Raw genomic sequence first — 19,354 nt, 5'->3', positions numbered from 1 at the left:
ATGTGGCGGCTACCTTCCTCCTTGTGCACTTCGCCTGGGAGCAGCTGACCGCCCAGGTGCATCGCTGCCGGTTGCCGTTCTGCGACGTCACCATCGGGTTGGTGCAAGGCCGTTCGGGAGCGCTGCTCGTCGACACCGGCACCACGCTCGTCGAAGCTGCCGCGATCGACGCCGACGTTCGCCGGATTGCGGGACGCCCGATTACGCATGTTGTGTTGACGCACAAGCACTTCGACCATGTCCTGGGTTCGTCGGTGTTCGGCGAAGCCGACGTGTACTGCGCGCCCGAGGTTGTCGAACACCTGGCGTCGGCGACCGACCGGCTGCGCGACGACGCACTGAGCTACGGCGCGAACCCCGCGGAGATCGACCGCGCGATCGCGGCGCTCCGCCCCCCACGACACGGCATCTACGACGCCGTCGTCGACCTCGGCGACCGCACCGTAACGATCGCCCACCTCGGCCGGGGCCACACCACTTCGGATTTAGTGGTGGTGGTCCCCGTGACGGACTATAAGGACGACCGGGTGGTGGTGTTCACCGGTGATCTTGTCGAGGAGTCCGCCGACCCCGCAATCGATGCCGATTCCGATGTCGCGGCCTGGCCGGCGACGCTTGATCGCGTACTCGCAGTCGGTGGCCGACAAGCCAGCTACGTTCCGGGGCACGGCAAGATCGTCGACGCTGGGTTTGTCCGTCGCCAACGGGATTGGTTGAGCGGACGCGCGGACTTCGAGGCTCGCTAGGCGCCAGACCCGGTGCAGGCGGCGACGAGGGCATCCGGTTCGGTGACACTCACCCATAACGAGCGCAGCGGCACCGACTTGATCCAGAAGTTCGCCTCTGCCGGTGGCTCTATCGTCAATGCCACCAGACCCTTCCCCGACCCATTGACCAGCCAGCGCCCGCCCGCGTAGTGCACGCCCCAAGCGAACACGGGTGCGTCCGTCGCCTTGGCACTGGTGATCGACGTTAACGGAATGTGGGCGTCAAAGGCCCAGCCCATCTTCACGTGCAGCGTCCCGGCGTCTACCCGTACCTCGCTGCGCCCGGGGCCCAGTCCCAGAGGGACCGACAAGGGGAGAAACCAACGCTCGTAGCGCAATTTCGTCTGCACGGCAATGAACTTACTCATCGATGCGGTTGACTTGAGGCGGTTGGCAAAAGCGCCAACGGCCTGGCAGCACGACGTGTTCCGCCGGCTCGGGTCTAATGACCCTGATTGGACCGTCCCCCCCGGGGATAGACTCTCGTTCAGCGGAATCGTGCTGAAGAGGAGCGTAACCCCATGGCCATCATTGAAACGGACACCGAGCTCCGCACGCCATTCGAGCAGGACGTCGAGGCTACGCAGCGATACTTCAAGGGTTCGCGCTTCGCCGGGATCATCCGCCTGTACACGGCCCGCCAAGTCGTAGAGCAGCGCGGCACGATTCCCACCGACTACACCGTGGCCCGGAACGCGGCAGCGGCCTTCTACGACCGCCTGCGCGAGCTGTTCGCCGCGAAGAAAAGCATCACGACATTCGGCCCGTACTCGCCCGGGCAGGCGGTCAGCATGAAGCGAATGGGCATCGAGGGGATCTACCTCGGCGGCTGGGCGACCTCGGCCAAGGGCTCCACCACCGAAGACCCCGGGCCCGACCTCGCCAGCTATCCGCTGAGCCAGGTGCCCGACGATGCCGCCGTGCTGGTGCGGGCCCTGCTCACCGCCGACCGCAATCAGCAGTACCAGCGCCTGCAGATGAGCAACCGGCAGCGCGCCGCGGCCAAGGAGTACGACTACCGGCCGTTCATCATCGCCGACGCCGACACCGGCCACGGCGGTGACCCGCACGTGCGCAACCTGATCCGCCGCTTCGTCGAGGTCGGGGTCCCGGGATACCACATCGAGGACCAGCGCCCCGGCACCAAGAAGTGTGGCCACCAGGGCGGCAAGGTTCTGGTGCCCTCGGACGAACAGATCAAGCGCCTCAACGCCGCCCGCTTCCAGCTCGACGTCATGCGGGTGCCGGGCATCATCGTCGCGCGCACCGACGCCGAGGCGGCCAACCTGATCGACAGCAACTCCGACGAGCGCGACCAGGCCTTCCTCCTCGGCGCCACCAACCTGGACATTCCTTCCTACAAGGGATGCTTCCTGGCGCTGATGCGGCGCTTCCACGAGCTGGGCGTCAAGGAGTTGAACGGCCACCTCCTGTATGCGCTTGCCGACGGCGAGTACGGCATCGCCAACGCGTGGCTAGAGCGCCAAGGGATCTTGGGCCTGGTCTCCGACGCCGTCAACGCGTGGCGGGAGGACGGGCAGCAATCGATCGACGATGCCTTCGACCAGGTCGAGTCGCGGTTCGTGGCCGCCTGGGAGGACGACGCCGGGCTGATGACCTACAGCGACGCCGTGGCGCAGGTCCTCACGTTCGGCGAGCGCGAGGACGAGCCGGCGAGCATGAGCCCCGAGGAGTGGCGCCGGTTCGCGGCCCGGACGTCGCATTACGCAGCCCGGGAGAAGGCGAGGGAGCTGGGCGTCCACCCGCCGTGGAGCCCCGCGCTGGCGAGGACCCCGGAGGGCTACTACCAGATCCGCGGCGGCATTCCCTACGCGATCGCCAAGTCGCTGGCGGCCGCCCCGTTCGCCGACATCCTCTGGATGGAGACGAAGACCGCCGACCTCGCCGAAGCCCGCGAGTTCGCCGAGGCGATCCACGCCGAGTTTCCCGACCAGATGCTGGCCTACAACCTGTCGCCGTCGTTCAACTGGGACACCACCGGCATGACCGACGAGGAGATGAAGCGCTTCCCCGAGGAGCTCGGCAAGATGGGCTTCGTCTTCAACTTCATCACCTACGGCGGGCACCAGATCGACGGCGTCGCCGCCGAGGAGTTCGCCACCTCGCTGCAGCAGGACGGCATGCTGGCGCTGGCTCGCCTGCAGCGCAAGATGCGCCTGGTCGAGTCTCCCTACCGCACGCCGCAGACCCTGGTCGGTGGTCCGCGCAGCGACGCCGCGCTGGCCGCCTCCTCGGGCCGCACGGCGACCACCAAGGCGATGGGCAAGGGCTCCACGCAGCACCAGCACCTCGTGCAGACCGAGGTGCCGAAGAAGCTGCTCGAGGAGTGGCTCGCGCTGTGGAGCGAGCACTATCACCTGGGCGAGAAGCTCCGCGTGCAACTGCGGCCCCGCCGCGCGGGCTCGGACGTGCTCGAACTCGGGATCTACGGTGACGGCGGCGAGCAGCTGGCCAACGTCGTCGTCGATCCGATCAAGGATCGCCACGGCCGCAGCATCCTGCAGGTGCGCGATCAGAACACCTTCGCCGAGAAGCTGCGCCAGAAGCGGCTGATGACCCTGATCCACCTCTGGCTGGTGCACCGCTTCAAGGCCGACGCGGTGTACTATGTGACGCCCACCGAGGACAACCTGTATCAGACCTCGAAGATGAAGTCCCACGGGATCTTCAGCGAGGTCAACCAGGACGTGGGCGAGATCATCGTCGCCGAGGTGAACCAGCCGCGCATCGCCGAGCTGCTGAAACCCGACCGCGTCGCACTGCGGAAGTTGATCACCAAGGAAGACTAGGTCCCCTTCGCCGCCGAACGTCGACTCGTCGCGCCGTTTCCCGCAGACAGCGCTCAACAACTCGACGCTGGGCCCTCGCCCCACGACTTCGACGCGCGCGTCACCGTTTCTGCATAACAATCCGGCCTCCGGCCTGCGCAACGCCGGCCGAGTGGTGGGTTAAACGTGGGCGAACTCTCCCTTGTAGCAATAGTTGCATAGATGTATAGTTGCCTATAGCAAATGCACATTGGGCTTAACAGCACCCCAAGACGAGAGGAGAGGTTGATGAAGGCACAAACCAGGACGGGAATCGCGATGTTCGGTGGTGCGGCCGCCCTCGCCATAGGGGTCGGGCTTGGCGGCGTCGGCGTCAGCCCCAGCAGCGCGTCGACAACGACGGCGCACCCGTCGTCCAGCGTGGCGTCGGCGCACCCGAACGCGCCCGCCCCCGCAGCCAGCACCGGCATTCACAACGCCACCCTTGCCGGCTGCATTGCCGGCCTCGACTGCTGAGCCTCGACCGCTCGGCCGTCGCGCCCGCCAGCCAGGTTCCCACCGTCCGCGCGCTTGCGGCTCGCACCACCGCGATTGAGGGATGCGCGTAACGCCGCCGCGCACGCAGCAGAAGCCGCACAGCGCGACGCCGCCGAATACGCGTGCGCTCGCCAAGGCCGGCATTCAGTACGCGACACAGCTGACTTGCTGCACGTGTCACCACAGCGCGTCAGTCAACTTGCCACAGCACGTTAACCGGTGGCCTCAGACCCGGCTGATTCAAACTGACCCACTCCCTGCGCCCCGACCCGTTTGTGCCGGCGCCCGCCGGGGTACGGATAACTGGACTCGACAAGAGTGGTGCGAGTGGAGGGTGGGGATTGGCGATGCGATACGAAGCCAGAACTGCGGCTGCGCTTTTTGGCGCTACAGCCATGCTCGTGTTAGCGGTCGGATGCGGCGGCGGCGATAAAGGGCCAAGCAGCAGCACGACGCCAACTACTCCTACGTCCAGCGTGGCGCCCGCACCGTCCACCGCACCCGACGGCCCAACCGGAGGAGGCGGCCCTGGCGGCGGGGGCGGCAGCATCCCCGGCGTCGGTGGTGGCGGCGGAGGACCGGGCGGCGGCGGCGGCTGCGTCGGCAACGTTTGCGGCGGCGGCGGTCTGTAGCGGACCGACTCGAGAGAGATTTGCTCCCTAGCCGGTGGGGCCATGTGGACCTGGCCCCGCCGGCTGAGCAATATTCAGGGTCTGCCTCGCGGAAGGCGCGCTGGGTTATGGTTCTCCGCAACGCGACTGCAAAGGGACCCCAATGGCCAGGCTCAGGTTTGGATATTTCATCGCCCCATTCCACCGCGCAGGCACCAACCCGACGCTTGCCTTACAGCGTGACCTGGAGTACGTCCAGCACCTGGACGCCCTCGGCTTCGACGAAGCGTGGATCGGCGAGCATCACTCGGCCGGCAGCGAACTCATCGCCTCGCCCGAGATCTTCATCGCCGCCGCCGCGGAGCGGACCAAGTGGATCAAGCTGTGCACCGGGGTCATCTCGCTCGCTTACCACAACCCGCTCTGGGTCGCCGACCGGTTGATGATGCTGGATCACCTCACCCACGGTCGCGTGATCGGCGGGGTGGGACCCGGCTCGCTGCCCAGTGACTCGTCGATGATCGGGCTGACCCCGACCGACACCCGTGAGCTGCTGGAAACCAACCTCGACATCGTGGTCCGGCTGTTGGCGGGGGAGACGGTGACCGCCAAGACCCCCACGCACGAGCTGCACAACGCCAAGCTGCAGCTCGCCCCATACTCCGACGGAGGTGTCCCGCTGGCGGTGGCCGCGGTCGCCTCGCCGACGGGTGCGCGGCTGGCCGGCAAGCACGGCATCGGATTGCTGTCCATCGGGGCGACCCTGACCATCGAGGGTTTCAACGCGCTGCAATATCACTGGGACATCGTCGAAGAGCGCGCGGCGGTGTTCGGCACCAAAGTCGATCGCAAGAACTGGAGCCTGGTCGGGCCGTTCCATATCGCCGAAACCGACAAGCAAGCCCGCGAGGACGTGAAATTCGGCCTCGAGTCATGGTTCCGGTACTTCCAAAAGGTGGCCGCGTTCCCGCAGATGACCATGCCGGGCGAGCAGATCGACGAGATGATCGACGTCATCAACGACAACGGCGCCGGTGTGATCGGCACGCCGGAGCGGGCGCGAGCCCAGGTGCAGCGGATGTGGGATCAATCCGGCGGGTTCGGCTGCATGCTGCAGATGGGCCACGAGTGGGCCAATCCCGCCGCGACCAAGCGGTCCGCCGAACTGTTCGCCGCCGAAGTGATGCCGCATTTTCAGGGTCAAGCGCAGCCGACGCTGGATGCCGCCACGCGCGCCAGCGAGGCGCGGGAAGGGCTCGCGCGGTCGCAAAATCAGGCCGTCGAGCACATGACCAAGAAATACCAGGACGAACTCGGCTCGAAATAGCGGCTCAAATACCAAACCACCGCTTGAGCGCGCCACGTAGTTCCTCGATATCCGGTGTGTCGGCGGACCCGGAGTCTGAGGTTGCCCATGCCACATAACCATCCGGGCGCACGAGCACGGCGGTGGCCGGCACATCGCCAACGGGGCGTCCCGCGGCAACCGTGATTTGATCAGCTATGTCGCCCACGGCGGCCGCCACCACGCCGCCCTTGGTGAGGTCAACGAGTAGTGGCCGTCCATCCCGGGCGAGCTCCGCGATACGTCTTGTTCCGCCGGCGTTGGCCAGACTGAACTCGGGCACCCAGCGCCCAACCAGCGGATGCGCGTCGGTGCCTGTGGCGTAACGGTTTTCGGCCCCGGATAGCAGGTCGCTGAGGCGGCGCACTGCGTCGGGATCCGTGACCAGTTCGGAGAAGAGTTCGCGCAGCGCCGTGACTTCGGGTCCGGGCCGGACGAGAGCCAGCTGGGCGCGGCTGTGCATGATTACCCGCTCGGCGGCGGGCCGACGTTCGGTCTCGTAAGTCTCGAGCAGGACGGGGTCGACGCGCCCGTGCAGAACGACCGCCAGCTTCCAGCCGAGGTTGACCGCGTCCTGCAAGCCCAGGTTGAGTCCCGGTCCACCCATGGGGGAGTGGACGTGCGCGGCGTCACCGACCAGAATCACCCGGCCCACCTGGTACCGGGATGCGATCCGTGAATTGATGCCGCAAAACCGCCGCAGATCGAGCGGCGCGTCGGGGGATGCCGGCCGCAACGGCACGTCGGCACCGAGCACCCGCTTGGCGCTGGCCTCCAGTTCGGCCAGGCTCATGGGCGACTCGTCGACGTTGTCGTCGCGGGGTTCTTCCCGAGCCGAGCTGTCCAGCTCGAAAATGATCACCACCGCCCGGCCCCCGAGCGCGCCGTATGCGAAGACGCCCCCGTCGGCCCGATGGAATTGCAGGGGTGGCACGCGACCAAACCCGGGTACGTCCAGACCGCCGCTGACCGGATCGATCCATTCGTCGGGTGGCAAGACGTCGAACCCCATCCTGGCGACCAAGTCATACGACGACATTCCGGGAAAATCGATACCGGCCAACTTGCGGGACATGCTGGTGCCGCCGTCGGCGCCGACGAGATACCTGGCGCTCAGATCGTAGCGGCCGTCGGGGCCGACGACGTGCACCGTGACGCTGTCAGGGTGCTGTTCGAAGCCAATTAGCTTGTGGCCATAGCGAATATCTACGTCGTATTCGCGGGCCCGCTCCGCGAGCACCTGAACAAGTCTGGGCTGCTGAACGGGAAGCAGAAACACCTGTGAATCCGGCGCCAGCGCGAGATCCAGCGGGAAGGCCGCAAACATTGCACGCGGGTTGAGTCGAGGCGGCTCCTCCGTACCCGCCAGGATGCCGTACAGGCCGCGATGGTCCAGCATCCGAACCCCTTGGCCGATAATGCCGTTGGCCCGGCGTCCCGGGTTAGGGCCCGGCATCGGATCCAACACCACCGGTCGGATCCCGGCCAATCCCAGTTCGCCGGCCAGCATCAACCCATTCGGTCCGGCACCGGCGATCACCACGTCGAACACTTAGCCCAGCTTAGAAGTTCGGCGAGATCCCGACAACCGCCGTCCCGGCGCGGATCTCATATTCGGGCGATAGCCGCTTCTCAGCCGCCAGCTAGCAATGGGGCGCATACATGACACATGACCACCACCACCCCCTCGCAGGTCCATCAGAGCAACACCGTTGCGCGCCGCCGACAACTACGTCTCATACAGCTGGCTCTGGCCGGGGCCGCGGCCGTCGGCATGCTCGCGCTGTTCGACGCCGCACGCCCCGATTCGACGCAATCGGTGCTGGATTCGGCATCGGTGCGCCTGGCCGACGTGGCCGTCCCCGCACCGGCCAGCGGCCCCGTCGGCCCGCAGTTGCCGCAGACCCCGCCGAACGTCAGCGGCGGTAGCCTCGCCGCCGACGACAATGACAACGACAACGACCAACTTCAGCAGCAACTGGACGAGCAGGAACAGCTCAACCAGCAGGAGATTCAGCAGGCCCAACAACAGGCCGAAGAACAAAACGAACAGGCCGAGCAGCAATTCGAGCAAGGCATGCAGCAGGCTCAAATGGACGAGCAGCAGGCCAACAACCCCTAGCCCTGTGTCGAAGCGTGGCGGCCGCTGGATGCGGCCGTTACGCGTCTAAAAGCCTTGAGCCCCAGGCTAACTAACGTCCACCACGCGACTCGCGCTCGGCCGCCTGCACCAGCCGACCCGCAAAGAATCGGACGGCCCCACCCATCGCGGCCCGCATCACCGGACCCGTCCCGCGGACCCCTTCGGTAAACGAGCCGGTCCAGTGAATGTCGGTACCGCCTGCCGCATTCGGCGCAAAGACCACCTCGCCGAAGTAATCCTTGGCCGGGCTGGGGGGTCCAACCAGCTTGTAGGCGTGGCGGCGATCCTGCTCGTAGGCGACGGTTTCCTCTTGGATCAGCAGGGGCCACATCCCCACCTTGCGGACGGCCCCGACGCCGCCCGGTGCGGGATCTCCCTGCCGCGCCCAACTGGACTGAAGGACGATCGGCTTGGCCCACTTCGACCAGTTTGCACCGTCGGCTACGAGCCGAAACAACGTCGCGGCGGGCGCGCTACTGGTCCGGTTGATCTCGAACGAAAACTTTCGACCCGACATGCCCGACTCCCTGGTGAAGACCACTGGATGAACCCGAATGGCACTGTCGCGTACCCTACCGGTCGACTCGTGCGGCTTAGCCCGCTGGGGTTTCGTCGCCCCGCCGCGGACTCCAGCGCCAGCTGAAAATGGGGCTCGCCGTCGCGATGAGTTTTGGTTCCGGAACTTGTCTATATATGTAGTTCGATCGGACTCGATCGGCTCAATCGGCAAATCGTCGCAGCCCCGCGCCACCGTGCGGGGGCCTTTCTGTTGAGAGGAGCTTGTCATGGGCGGAGTCGCAGGCAAAGCAATCTTCGTCACGGGTGCCAACCGCGGCATTGGCCGGGCCTTCGTGGAGGAAGCCCTGCGCAGAGGCGCGAGGCGCGTGTATGCCGGCACCCGGGATCGCTTCTGGCCCTCCGATGAGCGCGTCGTGCCGGTGGTGCTCGACGTGACCGATGCGGCGCAGATCCAAGAGGCTGTCGCGAAAGTCGGGTCGCTCGACGTGCTGATCAACAATGCGGGCATTGCCCTCTACGACGATCTGAGCGATCCCGCGGTGCTCGAACGCCACCTTGCCGTCAATCTGTTCGGCACGTACGCGGTGACGCAGGCCTTCCTGCCCATGCTGATTGGTTCCAGCGGAGCGGTGGTCAACAACCTGTCCGTGAACGCATTGGCGCCATTGCCGCTGATTCCCGCGTACTCGATCTCGAAGGCGGCCGCGTTCAACCTCACCCAGTCGCTGCGCGCCTTGCTGGCTTCCCAGGGTGTACGGGTTTACGCGGTCCTGACCGGCCCCGTCGACACCGACCTGACCCGAGGCCTCGACATACCGAAAGCAACTCCGGAGTCCGTCGCGGCAGCCGTTTTCGACGGGCTGGAACGCGACGAACAGGACATCTTCCCGGATCCGATGTCGCTATCCGTCGCCCACAGCTGGCGCGGCAGCCCGGCCAAGGCACTGGAGCGTCAGTACGCCGAGCTGCTGGCGGCCGCACAGCCCATATCTGCCCAAAACTGAGCATGCCCAATCACGAGGAGGACGAGATGAACGAGCTATCGGGCAAGACCACACTGGTCGTGGGTGCAAGCCGCGGCCTGGGCCGGGGCATCGCGATGGCCGCCGCCGAAGCCGGCGCCTCGGTGATCGCCGTGGCGCGCAGCGCAACGACGTTTCCCGAGCCGACCAGCGGCAGCATTCAAGCGGTGCTCGCCGATGCGGCTGACGCATCGGTGCCCGGCAGCCTCCTGGACCGATACGATCCTCAGGTTCTCGTCCTGGTGGCCGGGGCGAGCCCGCTGATGCGTCCGCTGCAGCACCACACCTGGGAGACGTTCTCGGCCAATTGGAACACCGACGTGCGTATCGCGTTTCATTGGCTGCGCGAGGCCCTGCTCAAGCCGTTGCGGCCCGGAAGCAGGGTGGTGGTGATCAGCAGCGGTGCCGCCCTGGCCGGATCACCGCTTAGCGGCGGGTACGCCGGCGCCAAAGCCACCCAACGCTTTATCAGCGGTTATGCACAAGAGGAGGCGAACCGCGCCGATCTGGGCATCACGTTCACCGCCCTGATGCCCCGGATCACCCCGCTGACCGAGCTCGGCCGTCCCGCCGTCCAGGCTTACGCGGCGCGCGCCGGCCAATCCGAGCAGGAATACGTCGAGCAACTCGGCGAACCGCTCAGCCCCCAGACGGCCGGCGCGGCTGTCGTGGAACTGGTGCAGGCGGACAGCGCCACCGTCGCCCCGGGTTACCTGCTGACCGGCGCCGGGCTGCAGCGGCTGGCCTGAATACCCTTAAACCACAACAGAAAGGCTGGACATGAACATGCAGACACCGCCGATCGTCTCGGCGCAGGACTGGGACGCTGCGCGTCAGCAGCTGCTGGTGAAGGAAAAAGAGGTATTCCGGGCGCGGGACGCGCTGACGGCTGAGCGCCGGCGAATGCCGTGGCTGGCAGTGGACAAGCCGTACGAATTCGAGGGGCCGAGAGGCCGGGTGAGCCTGCTGGACCTGTTCCACGGCCGGCGTCAGCTGATCGTCTACCGGGCATTCTTTGAGCCCGGGGTGGACGGCTGGCCCGAACATGCCTGCCGCGGCTGCTCGATGATCGCCGACCACGTCGGTAACCTGGCCCATCTGAACGCCCGCGACACCACACTGGTGTTCGCCTCCCGCGCCGGCCAGCCTGACATCGCGCGCCTAAGGGCCCGGATGGACTGGCACATGCCGTGGTACACGATCACCGACGACTTCGACACCGACTTCGGGGTTGACGAGTGGCACGGCACCAACGCGTTCATCCGCGACGGCGAACGGGTGTTCCGCACGTACTTCATCAATAACCGCGGCGATGAGGCGCTGGGAACCACCTGGAGTTATCTGGACATGACCGCGCTTGGGCGCCAGGAGGATTGGGAAGACTCCCCGGACGGTTACCCGCAGACCCCGGCGTATGCGTGGTGGAACTGGCACGACGCGTACGCCGACCAGTCCGCGCAATGGTGGGAGGACCCCGATGCGGGCGACCGCGACCCCAACGACCCCCGGCCACAGCGTCGCGCAAAGGATGGATGAGGTGACCAATGCCGACCACCGGCGCCGATGATTTCGCGCAGCTTGCCGAACGGTACCGACCCGAATTGCAGGCGTACTGCTATCGGATGCTGGGATCCGTCGACGAGTGTGAGGATCTCGTGCAGGACACGTACTTGCGTGCGTGGCAGTCCTACGAGAGGTTTGAGGGGCGTTCCTCACTGCGATTGTGGCTGTACAAGATCGCGACGAACACCTACCTGACTGCGTTGCAGACGCGGAAGCGGCGCCCGCTTCCGTCGGGGCTGAGCGCCCCGGCCGACAGTGCGGCAGCCACGCTGGCAGCGGCGCAGTCCGACATCCCGTGGTTGCAACCCGCCCCGGACCGTCTGCTTTACGGTGCCACCGATGATCCCGCTGTGGTCGTATCGCACCGCAGCGGCGTCCGTTTGGCGTTTGTCGCCGCCCTGCAGCATTTGTCGCCCTTGCAACGGGCGGTTCTGGTGCTGCGCGACGTACTGGGTTGGCAGGCAAAGGAAGTCGCTGAGATGTTGGAAACGTCAACAGCGGCGGTGAACAGCGCCCTACAGCGCGCCCGTGCGCAACTGGCCGAGGGCCGCCCGATACTGGACGAGCTCAGCGAACCCACTGAACCGGAGGCGCGCGACGTGCTCGACCGCTATATGGCGGCCTTTGAACACGCCGACGTCGACGAACTGGCCGAGCTGCTTCGAACCGATGTCGAACTCGAAATGCCGCCGATTCCAACGTGGTTCATCGGGAGAGATGCGGTGTGTGGCTTCTTGGCCCGGGTGGTGTTGCATACGCCTGATCAATGGCGGCTGGTCCACACGCGGGCCAACGGCGCTCCGGCGTTCGCGATGTACAAGCGTGCGCCGGACGGTTCTTCCGGTTCTTTTCAAGCCCACGGACTCGACGTGCTGTCGCTGATCGGCGGTCGCATCGCGCGCATCGTTGCCTTCAACGATCCAACGCTGGTCGCAAAGTTCGGCCTGCCCGAGACGTTCACGGAACCGCCCGCTCATCCAGAGGTCGCGAGGACGTGAGGCATGCACCGTGCCTTACACCGATGAACTGTCCGTGCTGGCCGAGGCGACCCGGTACCTGTTTGGGAGCATCCTTCTGGTTCGCGAGGCCAACCTCTCGGCGCCGACACCTTGCCCAGACTGGGATTTGCGCCACCTGCTGCGGCATGTCCGCGTGTCTTTGGCAGACGTCGCTGACGTGCTGGCGGTGCGAGATTTCGACGCAGTACCGGGTCCCGGACGCAGCCCGGCGGCCGGCGCCGATCCGGTGGCCGCGCTGCGCGCCGGGATCGTCGACCTTCTGCTCGCGTCGACCTCGCTGCCGACGGCGGGGAGGTGGTGTGAGATCCGTGGCCGGTCCCTTCCCGCCAAAATCGTTGTGTACGTTGCAGCGATCGAGATGGTGCTGCACGCGTGGGACATCGCCCAGGCGTGCCGGGTCGAGCGCCCCATTCCCCCCGATCTCGCGTCGGCGCTGCTAGGGGTTGCGTCCCCGCTGGCCGAAGCCGGACTGGCCGGGCATGTCTTCGCCCAACCGCTGGCGGCGCCGACAACGGCCACGCCCGGTGACCAGCTTCTCGCGCTGTTCGGCCGTCAGGGCCAGTCGCGCACCTAGACTGCGGTTATGGATCGCGGTTCGGCACAGAACGCCGTGGGTGTCCCTGGCTTGCTGCAGATCGAGGACTGTCTCGATGCCAACGGCGGCGTCGCGTTGCCGCCGGGCACCACGCTGATATCTCTGATCGACCGCAACATCGCAACCGTCGGTGACGCCATCGCGTTTCGCTACCTCGACTTCAGCCGCGCGGTTGACGGGCAGACCATCGAGGTGACCTGGACCCAGCTCGGTGTCCGGTTGCAAGCCATCGGCGCGCGCGTGCAACAAGTCGCAGCCCGCGGTGAGCGGGTCGCGGTCCTCGCGCCGCAGGGCATCGGCTACGTTGCGGGTTTCTACGCGGCGATCAAGGCCGGGACCATAGCGGTGCCGCTGTTCGCTCCTGAACTGCCCGGTCACGCCGAACGTCTCGACACGGCGCTGCGCGATTCGGAGCCCACCACCGTACTGACGACGACGGCGGCAAGAGACGCGGTCGAGAGCTTTCTCCTCCACCTCCCACGGCAGGCAAGGCCACAGGTCATCATCGTCGACCAGATACCCGACTCGGAGGGGGAGCTGTTCATGCCCACCGAACTCGGCATGGACGATATCTCGCACCTGCAGTACACCGGGGGTGCGACGCGGGCCCCGGTCGGAGTGGAGATCACCCACCGGGCGGTCGGCACCAACCTGGTGCAGATGATCCTGTCGATCGACCTGCTGGACCGAAACACCCACGGCGTCAGCTGGTTACCGCTCTACCACGACATGGGCCTGTCGATGATCGGCTTTCCCGCGGTGTACGGCGGACACTCCACCTTGATGTCGCCCACTGCGTTTGTCCGCAGGCCGCAGCGATGGATTCGCGCCTTGTCCGATGGGTCGCGGCAGGGCCGCGTGGTCACCGCCGCGCCAAACTTCGCCTACGAGTGGACCGCGCAGCGCGGCCTGCCCACGCCAGGCGAGGATGTCGACCTCAGCAATGTGGTGATGATCATCGGGTCCGAACCGGTCAGCATCGATGCGATCCGGACATTCAATAAGGCGTTCGCGCCGTACGGGTTACCGCGCACGGCGTTCAAACCCTCGTACGGCATCGCGGAGGCGACGCTGTTCGTCGCGACCATCGACCCCCCCGCCGAGGCGTCGGTGGTGTATCTGGACCGCGAACAACTGGGCGCCGGCCACGCGGTGCGTGTCGCGGCGGATGCCCCCAACGCCGTGGCGCAGGTGTCCTGCGGACGGGTAGCTCGCAGCCTGTGGGCGGTCATCGTCGACCCTGATACCGAATCCGAACTGCCCGACCGTCATGTCGGTGAAATCTGGTTGCAGGGCACCAACATTGGTCGGGGCTACTGGGGACTGCCCGAAGAAACCCAGCTGGCGTTCGGCGTCAAGCTGCAATCGCGGCTGGCCGAAGGCAGCCACGCTGAGGGCTCGACCGTCGGAGGCACCTGGCTGCGGACCGGCGATTTGGGCATGTACCTCGACGGTGAGCTCTACGTCACGGGCCGGATCGCGGATCTGGTGACCATCGACGGCCGAAACCACTATCCGCAAGACATCGAGGCCACCGTTGCGGAAGCCTCGCCGATGGCGCGCCGTGGATACGTGACGGCGTTCACCGTTCCGGCTGCCGAATCGCCGCGCTCAGATGCCTCGAACGCCGACCAACGCCTGGTGATCGTCGCCGAACGCGCCGCGGGCACCAGCCGCGACGATCCGGAGCCGGCGATCACGGCGATCCGGGAGGCGGTGTCGCGCCGGCATGAGCTGACCGTCTCCGACGTTCGTTTCCTACCGGCTGGTGCCATCCCGCGCACCACCAGCGGCAAGCTGGCCCGTAGGGCCTGCCGCGCCCAATACCTTGGCGGCACGCTGGGCGTCCGCTAACCAAGCCGACCGGAACGCCTAATCCGCCCTGAGTGCGGAGGCGGCTCACTTAGTCTCCATTCGGAGGCATGACGATGGTTCTCAAGGTTGCAGTGTCACCGGGCCTGATCGGTGGCGATGTCGACACCGGGTACGGAAAGGTTGCCGACGCGTTCCGCGCGACTTTTCGTGACGGCGCCGAAGTCGGCGCGGCTGTCGCCGTCTACCGCGACGGCGTCAAGGTCGTCGACCTGTGGGGCGGCTACCGAAACGGGTTGACGAGGGATCCGTGGCAGCCCGACACGATGGTCAACATGTTCTCCACGACCAAGGGGGTCGCCGCCCTGGTCGTGGCGGTGGCGGTTTCCCGTGGACTCATCTCCTATGCGGCCAGGGTCGCCGATTACTGGCCGGAATTCGCGCAAGCGGGCAAGGGCGATGTCACGGTGCGGCAACTCCTTGGACATCAGGCTGGACTGTGTGCGCTGAAACCGAAGCCGACACTGGCCGACGTGGCCGACCCGGCGAGGCTCTCGCCGATCCTGGCGGCCCAAGCACCGGCGTGGCGGCCGGGGGCGCGGCACGGTTACCACGCGATCACGCTCGGCTGGTACGGATCCGAGTTGATCCGCCGGACCGACCCGGCGGGTCGCACACTGGGCCGGTTTATGGCCGACGAGATCGTCCGGCCGCTAGGACTCGATCTCCACGTCGGCCTGCCGAACTCGGTCGACCGTGCGCGCGTCGCCCATGTCCACAATTGGGTGCGCGCGGAAACGCTAATGCATCTCAACGTGATGCCGCCGGGGTTCCTGGGGGCCTCGCTCAACCCGGTCGGCCTGACAGCGCGCACAGTCGCGGTCCCGCGCGGGGTCAACCCGTTCAACGGGGACTACAACCGCGACGATGTTCGGGCGGTCGAGATTCCGTCGGCCAACGGCATCGGAACGGCCAGGTCGGTGGCGCACATGTACGGCAGCGCAGCCTCGGGCGGTGCGGAGCTGGGTCTGAGCGCCACCACCCTCAAGGCTCTGACGGCACCGGCGACCTCGCCAAGTCAGGGTGCTCGCGACAAGGTCATGCATGTGGACGTGGCCTATTCACTGGGCTTCTGTAAGCCCGTCCCACATTTCGCGTTCGGTTCCTCGGACAAAGCCTTCGGGACACCCGGTTTCGGCGGGTCCTTCGGCTGCGCCGACCCGGATACCGGTATCGGCTACTCCTACGTCATGAACCGGCTGGGCTTTCACCTGTGGAGCGACCCGCGCGAACTGGTGCTGCGGCAGGCGCCGTTTCGCGATGTCCTCGGGGTACGCCCGCAGAATTGGGGTGGCCACCGCCGCACTAGTGGCATCCTGGCCGTGTGGGTTTGCTCATCCGGTTGGTCGAGCTTTTGATCGTGATCCTGCCGCTGGCGGGTGTGACTCTGGCCGCGGTGAAGGCATTCGCCGCCAACAGGCGGCGATCCGAGGAACCACAGGATTTCGATCGCACACGGTTGCCAGACGCTGCCACCACGGCCGGCACCGGCAACAATCATCTCGTCCAATGGCGGTCGCTGCGGCGCGTGCTGGAGGAGCACAGCCGTACCGACGCACGTTGGCTCGAGTATGAACTCGACGTGGCCAAGCTTCTCGACTTCCCGCTCATGACCGACATGCGCGATCCTCTGACGATCGGCTTTCACAAAGCCAAGCTCCGAGCCGACTTCCTGCGGCCCGCCAAAGCCGAAGATCTCCTCGACGACAAAGAAGCCGCCGCGGAATATATGGCCGCCGTTGAGGACTACGTGACCGCATTCAAGGTCGCCGAGGCCGAAGCGATGCGCAGACGTCGCAACGACTTTTCCCGCGCGGATCAGCAGCGGATTACGCGCGCTCAGAGCCTGTTGCGGGTGGCGTCGGACTCTGCTGCAGCACCGCACGAACGCCAGCATGCCTACGACTTGGCCCGTAGAGAACTCGACGGCCTTGTGGTACTGCCGGCCACGACACAGGTCAGCATCGAGCGCGGGATCTCCGGCGAGATCGAGGGTTAGGGCACCTTGCTTCCCACCCGATGACTTTGGCCTCTTATCCGCGATTGCCGGCTGTCGGCATCATGGCGGCATCGCCACCTGCGGCGACCGGACACATCGATCCTCAAGGAGCGCGCCATGATCGAATACGACCTGGATAGTGAGCATTCCATTCTGGAGGTGCGGCCGAAGTCCTCGCTCGACAAAAACGACTTCGTCGAACTGGCAAAGGCCGTGGACCCCCACATCGAGGCCGATGGCGACCTCGCCGGCGTGATTGTCAACGCACCGTCATTCCCGGGATGGGACAGTTTCGGGGCGATGGTCACCCACTTCCGCTTCGTTCGCGATCATCAGAAGCATGTCAAGAAAGTGGCGGTGGTCACCGACTCCCACATCGGGGATGTGGCCGAGCACCTGGGCTCACACTTCTTGTCGGCCAAGATCCAGCATTTTCCAGCCGCGCAGATCGAGCAAGCGCGACAGTGGATTATCGACGGCGCCTAATTCATTGAGCCGCAGGCTAAATCGCGGCGTGCATTAGAGCCGCTTGCCTATCGTCCTACGGCCCCCAGACCAGAAGGTCTTCCATGCCATTGTTCATTGCAACTATGGTCGGCGCTGGACCGGTGACATCGAAGTAGATTTTGCCGGTCGATTGCGCGCCCTGGGGGATCGTGGCACCGCTAATCGTGTTCGGACCTGCGGCCTGCCACAAGACCCGGTAATCCGTGCCACCCGCGGTACGGGCATTGAATTGCGAGATGGCGGGCGTGACGGGGCCGCTGATCGATTTGACGGTGGCTGTGGCCTCCCAGAGCTGACCGGCCACCGGGTAGCCCGGGATCGGGTCGGAACTGGATTTCAGATCGCTGACCGTCCAGCTGAGGACCACTTGGCCGACCGAGTCGGTCATCGTTAACTCACTGCCAAGCTTGCCGGTCATGGGATTGGCCGACTTCGCAATCGGTGCGCCGGTGACAGCGATCGTTGCCATGCCCACGATCGCTACCGCGGTCATTATCATCGTGGTGATCTTCATTTGTGCTCCATTACTCGTTTGGGCGACTGCGCGAAAAGTCGCCCGCCGTAATACACACCTTAAGCCGCAAATCAACAATATTTCTACAAATTTGTCGTCAAACTCTGCTGCAATTGCGCAGGCTGCCACCAATGACTTCGCGCAGCGGGTAATCACGATTTCGACCTTTGTGCCGCGGGCGGGGTGCAATACGTCGGCCAATCCGTGTGCCACGATGAACCCGCTTCGGCCGCCCCTTCAGGGGCAGGTGTATCCGCCGTCGATCACGACGTCGGAGCCGGTCATATAGCTGGAAGCCTCGCTGGCCAGATACAAGTACAAGCCGGTGAGCTCTTCGGGACGGCCCAACCGGCCCATCGGTATTTTCGGCTCCCATAAGGCGTGGTACTCCGCGTAGGGCTCGACGAGTTCGGTGAGGATGTAGCCCGGGCTGACGCTGTTGACCCGGATCCCGTGCGGCGCGAACTCCACGGCCATCGCCTTGGTCAGGTGAATGACCGCCGCCTTGGAGGCGCAGTAATGGCCTACCTGCTGCGGGATGTTGATGATGTGGCCAGACATCGAGGCGGTGTTGATGATGACCCCGCCTTTGCCCTGCCGGACCATTGCCCTGGCCGCCGCCTGGCCGGTCAGGTAGACGCCGTTGACGTTGGTGTTCTGGATGCGCTGAAACTCTTCGGGCGACATCTCCAGCATCGGCGTGACGGTGATGATCCCGGCATTGCACACCGCTATGTCGATGCCACCGAACTCCGCGGTCACCTTCTCCAGCATTCCGGTGACCTGGTCGGGTTGGGTCACGTCACAGCGGATGGGCACAACCCGGCCACCGGCCGCAATGAGCTCTTCGGCAACCTCATCCAAAGCCTCGGAATGCCGTGCCGCTATGGCCACTTCGGCGCCGGCCTGAACGTATGCCAGCGCCACCTCTTTGCCGATGCCGCTGGAGGCCCCGGTGATCAAGGCCCTCTTGCCGTGCAAGTCAAACAAGTCCAACACGCTCATTCGATATCCCCATCCAGACGCGTCACCTTCAACTCCAAACACGTTCTAGTGTGTCCGCTATGGGCAAATTCACCAGGGCCGAAATCGAGGAAGCCGTCGGGCACTACACAACTGTCGTCGAGGGCTGTTCCGCTTCGGGGGACTGGCAACCTTTTGCAGATCTGTTCACCGACGATGTGGTCTACACCGAGCATCACTACGGGGTGTTCCACGGGCGCGAGGCGGTGCGGGACTGGATCGTCGCCGTCATGGCTCCGTTCCCGCACATGCGCTTTCCCAACGACTGGATCGCCTACGACGAGGACAACGACGCGGTCGTCGTCATGATCAAGAATCTGCTCGACCACCCCACCGACCCGAACGGTGAGCCGTTCTGGTTCCCGAACTGGACCCGGCTCGTCTACGCCGGTAACGGCCTGTTTTCCAGCGAGGAAGACATCTACAACCCGAACCGGGATGCGCCCGGCGTCATCACCGCGTGGATGCAGGCCGGCGGGCAGCTAGCCTCCACCGAGATCCTGCAGCCCAAGGCGTAGCGCGCGCGTCA

The 19,354-nt window shown here is 65.6% G+C and carries 20 protein-coding genes; 15 read left to right on the top strand and 5 right to left on the bottom strand.

Annotated elements, in window-relative coordinates; translation table 11 throughout:
* The first annotated feature begins 23 nt into the window (after positions 1-23).
* A complete protein-coding gene (locus ACLP4W_RS08295; RefSeq protein WP_442385658.1) occupies positions 24-746 on the top strand; it encodes an MBL fold metallo-hydrolase in 723 nt (240 codons plus the stop codon).
* Here ACLP4W_RS08295 and ACLP4W_RS08290 read toward each other — a convergent pair.
* Entirely contained in the window at positions 743-1,135 is a 393-nt protein-coding gene (locus ACLP4W_RS08290; protein WP_442385657.1) for a hypothetical protein, read from the bottom strand. The two genes, ACLP4W_RS08295 and ACLP4W_RS08290, sit on opposite strands and share 4 nt — an antisense overlap.
* A 153-nt stretch (positions 1,136-1,288) precedes the next feature.
* Between ACLP4W_RS08290 and aceA the strand changes: the two genes are divergently transcribed.
* The 3 genes from aceA (at position 1,289) to ACLP4W_RS08275 (ending at position 6,031) form a co-directional block, all read left to right on the top strand.
* Positions 1,289-3,577: an isocitrate lyase ICL2 gene (gene aceA, locus ACLP4W_RS08285; RefSeq protein ID WP_442385656.1), complete on the top strand. Its 2,289-nt coding sequence runs from the start codon at positions 1,289-1,291 to the stop codon at positions 3,575-3,577.
* 267 nt (positions 3,578-3,844) lie between these two features.
* Entirely contained in the window at positions 3,845-4,072 is a 228-nt protein-coding gene (locus ACLP4W_RS08280) for a hypothetical protein (RefSeq protein WP_442385655.1), read from the top strand.
* 795 nt (positions 4,073-4,867) lie between these two features.
* Positions 4,868-6,031: an LLM class flavin-dependent oxidoreductase gene (locus ACLP4W_RS08275; protein ID WP_442385654.1), complete on the top strand. Its 1,164-nt coding sequence runs from the start codon at positions 4,868-4,870 to the stop codon at positions 6,029-6,031.
* Between the two features lie 4 nt (positions 6,032-6,035).
* Here ACLP4W_RS08275 and ACLP4W_RS08270 read toward each other — a convergent pair whose 3' ends face one another.
* A complete protein-coding gene (locus ACLP4W_RS08270) occupies positions 6,036-7,601 on the bottom strand; it encodes an FAD-dependent monooxygenase (protein ID WP_442385653.1) in 1,566 nt (521 codons plus the stop codon).
* A gap of 117 nt (positions 7,602-7,718) precedes the next feature.
* Here ACLP4W_RS08270 and ACLP4W_RS08265 point away from each other — a divergent pair, with 117 nt between their 5' ends.
* A complete protein-coding gene (locus ACLP4W_RS08265; RefSeq protein WP_442385652.1) occupies positions 7,719-8,171 on the top strand; it encodes a hypothetical protein in 453 nt (150 codons plus the stop codon).
* A 70-nt stretch (positions 8,172-8,241) separates the two neighbouring features.
* On the opposite strand, the gene ACLP4W_RS08260 is transcribed toward ACLP4W_RS08265, so the two are convergent.
* On the bottom strand, positions 8,242-8,709 hold the full coding sequence (locus ACLP4W_RS08260; RefSeq protein ID WP_442385651.1) for an SRPBCC family protein: 468 nt from the start codon (positions 8,707-8,709) through the stop codon (positions 8,242-8,244).
* 268 nt (positions 8,710-8,977) lie between these two features.
* On the opposite strand from ACLP4W_RS08260, the gene ACLP4W_RS08255 reads away from it, so the two are divergent.
* From ACLP4W_RS08255 to ACLP4W_RS08215, 9 genes are all read left to right on the top strand, one after another.
* Positions 8,978-9,715 (top strand): SDR family NAD(P)-dependent oxidoreductase, encoded by a 738-nt coding sequence (locus tag ACLP4W_RS08255; protein ID WP_442385650.1) that lies wholly within the window; start codon positions 8,978-8,980, stop codon positions 9,713-9,715.
* 26 nt (positions 9,716-9,741) lie between these two features.
* Complete coding sequence (locus ACLP4W_RS08250) at positions 9,742-10,482, top strand: SDR family NAD(P)-dependent oxidoreductase (RefSeq protein ID WP_442385649.1); 741 nt, start codon at positions 9,742-9,744, stop codon at positions 10,480-10,482.
* A gap of 37 nt (positions 10,483-10,519) precedes the next feature.
* A complete protein-coding gene (locus ACLP4W_RS08245) occupies positions 10,520-11,269 on the top strand; it encodes a DUF899 domain-containing protein (protein ID WP_442385685.1) in 750 nt (249 codons plus the stop codon).
* Between the two features lie 8 nt (positions 11,270-11,277).
* Entirely contained in the window at positions 11,278-12,294 is a 1,017-nt protein-coding gene (locus ACLP4W_RS08240; RefSeq protein WP_442385648.1) for a sigma-70 family RNA polymerase sigma factor, read from the top strand.
* Between the two features lie 10 nt (positions 12,295-12,304).
* The gene (locus ACLP4W_RS08235; protein ID WP_442385647.1) at positions 12,305-12,889 is read left to right on the top strand and encodes a TIGR03086 family metal-binding protein; all 585 of its coding nucleotides are present in this window, start codon (positions 12,305-12,307) and stop codon (positions 12,887-12,889) included.
* Between the two features lie 9 nt (positions 12,890-12,898).
* On the top strand, positions 12,899-14,764 hold the full coding sequence (locus tag ACLP4W_RS08230) for a fatty acyl-AMP ligase (RefSeq protein ID WP_442385646.1): 1,866 nt from the start codon (positions 12,899-12,901) through the stop codon (positions 14,762-14,764).
* A gap of 74 nt (positions 14,765-14,838) precedes the next feature.
* Positions 14,839-16,140, top strand: coding sequence for a serine hydrolase domain-containing protein (locus tag ACLP4W_RS08225; protein ID WP_442385684.1), 1,302 nt, complete (start codon positions 14,839-14,841; stop codon positions 16,138-16,140).
* Positions 16,107-16,781 (top strand): hypothetical protein, encoded by a 675-nt coding sequence (locus tag ACLP4W_RS08220; RefSeq protein ID WP_442385645.1) that lies wholly within the window; start codon positions 16,107-16,109, stop codon positions 16,779-16,781. The genes ACLP4W_RS08225 and ACLP4W_RS08220 overlap by 34 nt, the downstream gene beginning before the upstream one ends.
* 117 nt (positions 16,782-16,898) lie before the next feature.
* A complete protein-coding gene (locus tag ACLP4W_RS08215) occupies positions 16,899-17,267 on the top strand; it encodes an STAS/SEC14 domain-containing protein (protein WP_442385644.1) in 369 nt (122 codons plus the stop codon).
* A gap of 55 nt (positions 17,268-17,322) precedes the next feature.
* On the opposite strand, the gene ACLP4W_RS08210 is transcribed toward ACLP4W_RS08215, so the two are convergent.
* Both ACLP4W_RS08210 and ACLP4W_RS08205 read right to left on the bottom strand, forming a co-directional pair.
* Positions 17,323-17,802 carry an MPT63 family protein gene (locus ACLP4W_RS08210; protein WP_442385643.1) on the bottom strand — a complete coding sequence of 160 codons (480 nt, stop codon included), beginning with the start codon at positions 17,800-17,802 and terminating at the stop codon, positions 17,323-17,325.
* 237 nt (positions 17,803-18,039) lie between these two features.
* Complete coding sequence (locus ACLP4W_RS08205; RefSeq protein WP_442385642.1) at positions 18,040-18,807, bottom strand: SDR family oxidoreductase; 768 nt, start codon at positions 18,805-18,807, stop codon at positions 18,040-18,042.
* Positions 18,808-18,866: 59 nt separating this feature from the next.
* Between ACLP4W_RS08205 and ACLP4W_RS08200 the strand changes: the two genes are divergently transcribed.
* The gene (locus tag ACLP4W_RS08200; RefSeq protein WP_442385641.1) at positions 18,867-19,343 is read left to right on the top strand and encodes a nuclear transport factor 2 family protein; all 477 of its coding nucleotides are present in this window, start codon (positions 18,867-18,869) and stop codon (positions 19,341-19,343) included.
* Positions 19,344-19,354: the final 11 nt, after the last annotated feature.

Origin of the sequence: Mycobacterium sp., assembly GCF_052145595.1 — a bacterium.
GTDB lineage: Bacteria > Actinomycetota > Actinomycetes > Mycobacteriales > Mycobacteriaceae > Mycobacterium.
The sequence above is the reverse complement of the archived record's forward strand: the minus strand, read 5'-3'. Positions and strand labels throughout refer to the sequence as shown.

What these genes read in the sequence shown, in the direction of transcription:
- ACLP4W_RS08210 (WP_442385643.1), bottom strand. Translation starts at nt 17,802, where the DNA reads ATGAAGATCACCACGATGATAATGACCGCGGTAGCGATCGTGGGCATG.
- ACLP4W_RS08255 (WP_442385650.1), top strand. Translation starts at nt 8,978, where the DNA reads ATGGGCGGAGTCGCAGGCAAAGCAATCTTCGTCACGGGTGCCAACCGC.
- ACLP4W_RS08240 (WP_442385648.1), top strand. Translation starts at nt 11,278, where the DNA reads ATGCCGACCACCGGCGCCGATGATTTCGCGCAGCTTGCCGAACGGTAC.
- ACLP4W_RS08265 (WP_442385652.1), top strand. Translation starts at nt 7,719, where the DNA reads ATGACCACCACCACCCCCTCGCAGGTCCATCAGAGCAACACCGTTGCG.
- ACLP4W_RS08200 (WP_442385641.1), top strand. Translation starts at nt 18,867, where the DNA reads ATGGGCAAATTCACCAGGGCCGAAATCGAGGAAGCCGTCGGGCACTAC.
- aceA (WP_442385656.1), top strand. Translation starts at nt 1,289, where the DNA reads ATGGCCATCATTGAAACGGACACCGAGCTCCGCACGCCATTCGAGCAG.
- ACLP4W_RS08260 (WP_442385651.1), bottom strand. Translation starts at nt 8,709, where the DNA reads ATGTCGGGTCGAAAGTTTTCGTTCGAGATCAACCGGACCAGTAGCGCG.
- ACLP4W_RS08245 (WP_442385685.1), top strand. Translation starts at nt 10,520, where the DNA reads ATGCAGACACCGCCGATCGTCTCGGCGCAGGACTGGGACGCTGCGCGT.
- ACLP4W_RS08250 (WP_442385649.1), top strand. Translation starts at nt 9,742, where the DNA reads ATGAACGAGCTATCGGGCAAGACCACACTGGTCGTGGGTGCAAGCCGC.
- ACLP4W_RS08290 (WP_442385657.1), bottom strand. Translation starts at nt 1,135, where the DNA reads ATGAGTAAGTTCATTGCCGTGCAGACGAAATTGCGCTACGAGCGTTGG.
- ACLP4W_RS08205 (WP_442385642.1), bottom strand. Translation starts at nt 18,807, where the DNA reads ATGAGCGTGTTGGACTTGTTTGACTTGCACGGCAAGAGGGCCTTGATC.
- ACLP4W_RS08225 (WP_442385684.1), top strand. Translation starts at nt 14,839, where the DNA reads ATGGTTCTCAAGGTTGCAGTGTCACCGGGCCTGATCGGTGGCGATGTC.
- ACLP4W_RS08280 (WP_442385655.1), top strand. Translation starts at nt 3,845, where the DNA reads ATGAAGGCACAAACCAGGACGGGAATCGCGATGTTCGGTGGTGCGGCC.
- ACLP4W_RS08230 (WP_442385646.1), top strand. Translation starts at nt 12,899, where the DNA reads ATGGATCGCGGTTCGGCACAGAACGCCGTGGGTGTCCCTGGCTTGCTG.
- ACLP4W_RS08215 (WP_442385644.1), top strand. Translation starts at nt 16,899, where the DNA reads ATGATCGAATACGACCTGGATAGTGAGCATTCCATTCTGGAGGTGCGG.
- ACLP4W_RS08275 (WP_442385654.1), top strand. Translation starts at nt 4,868, where the DNA reads ATGGCCAGGCTCAGGTTTGGATATTTCATCGCCCCATTCCACCGCGCA.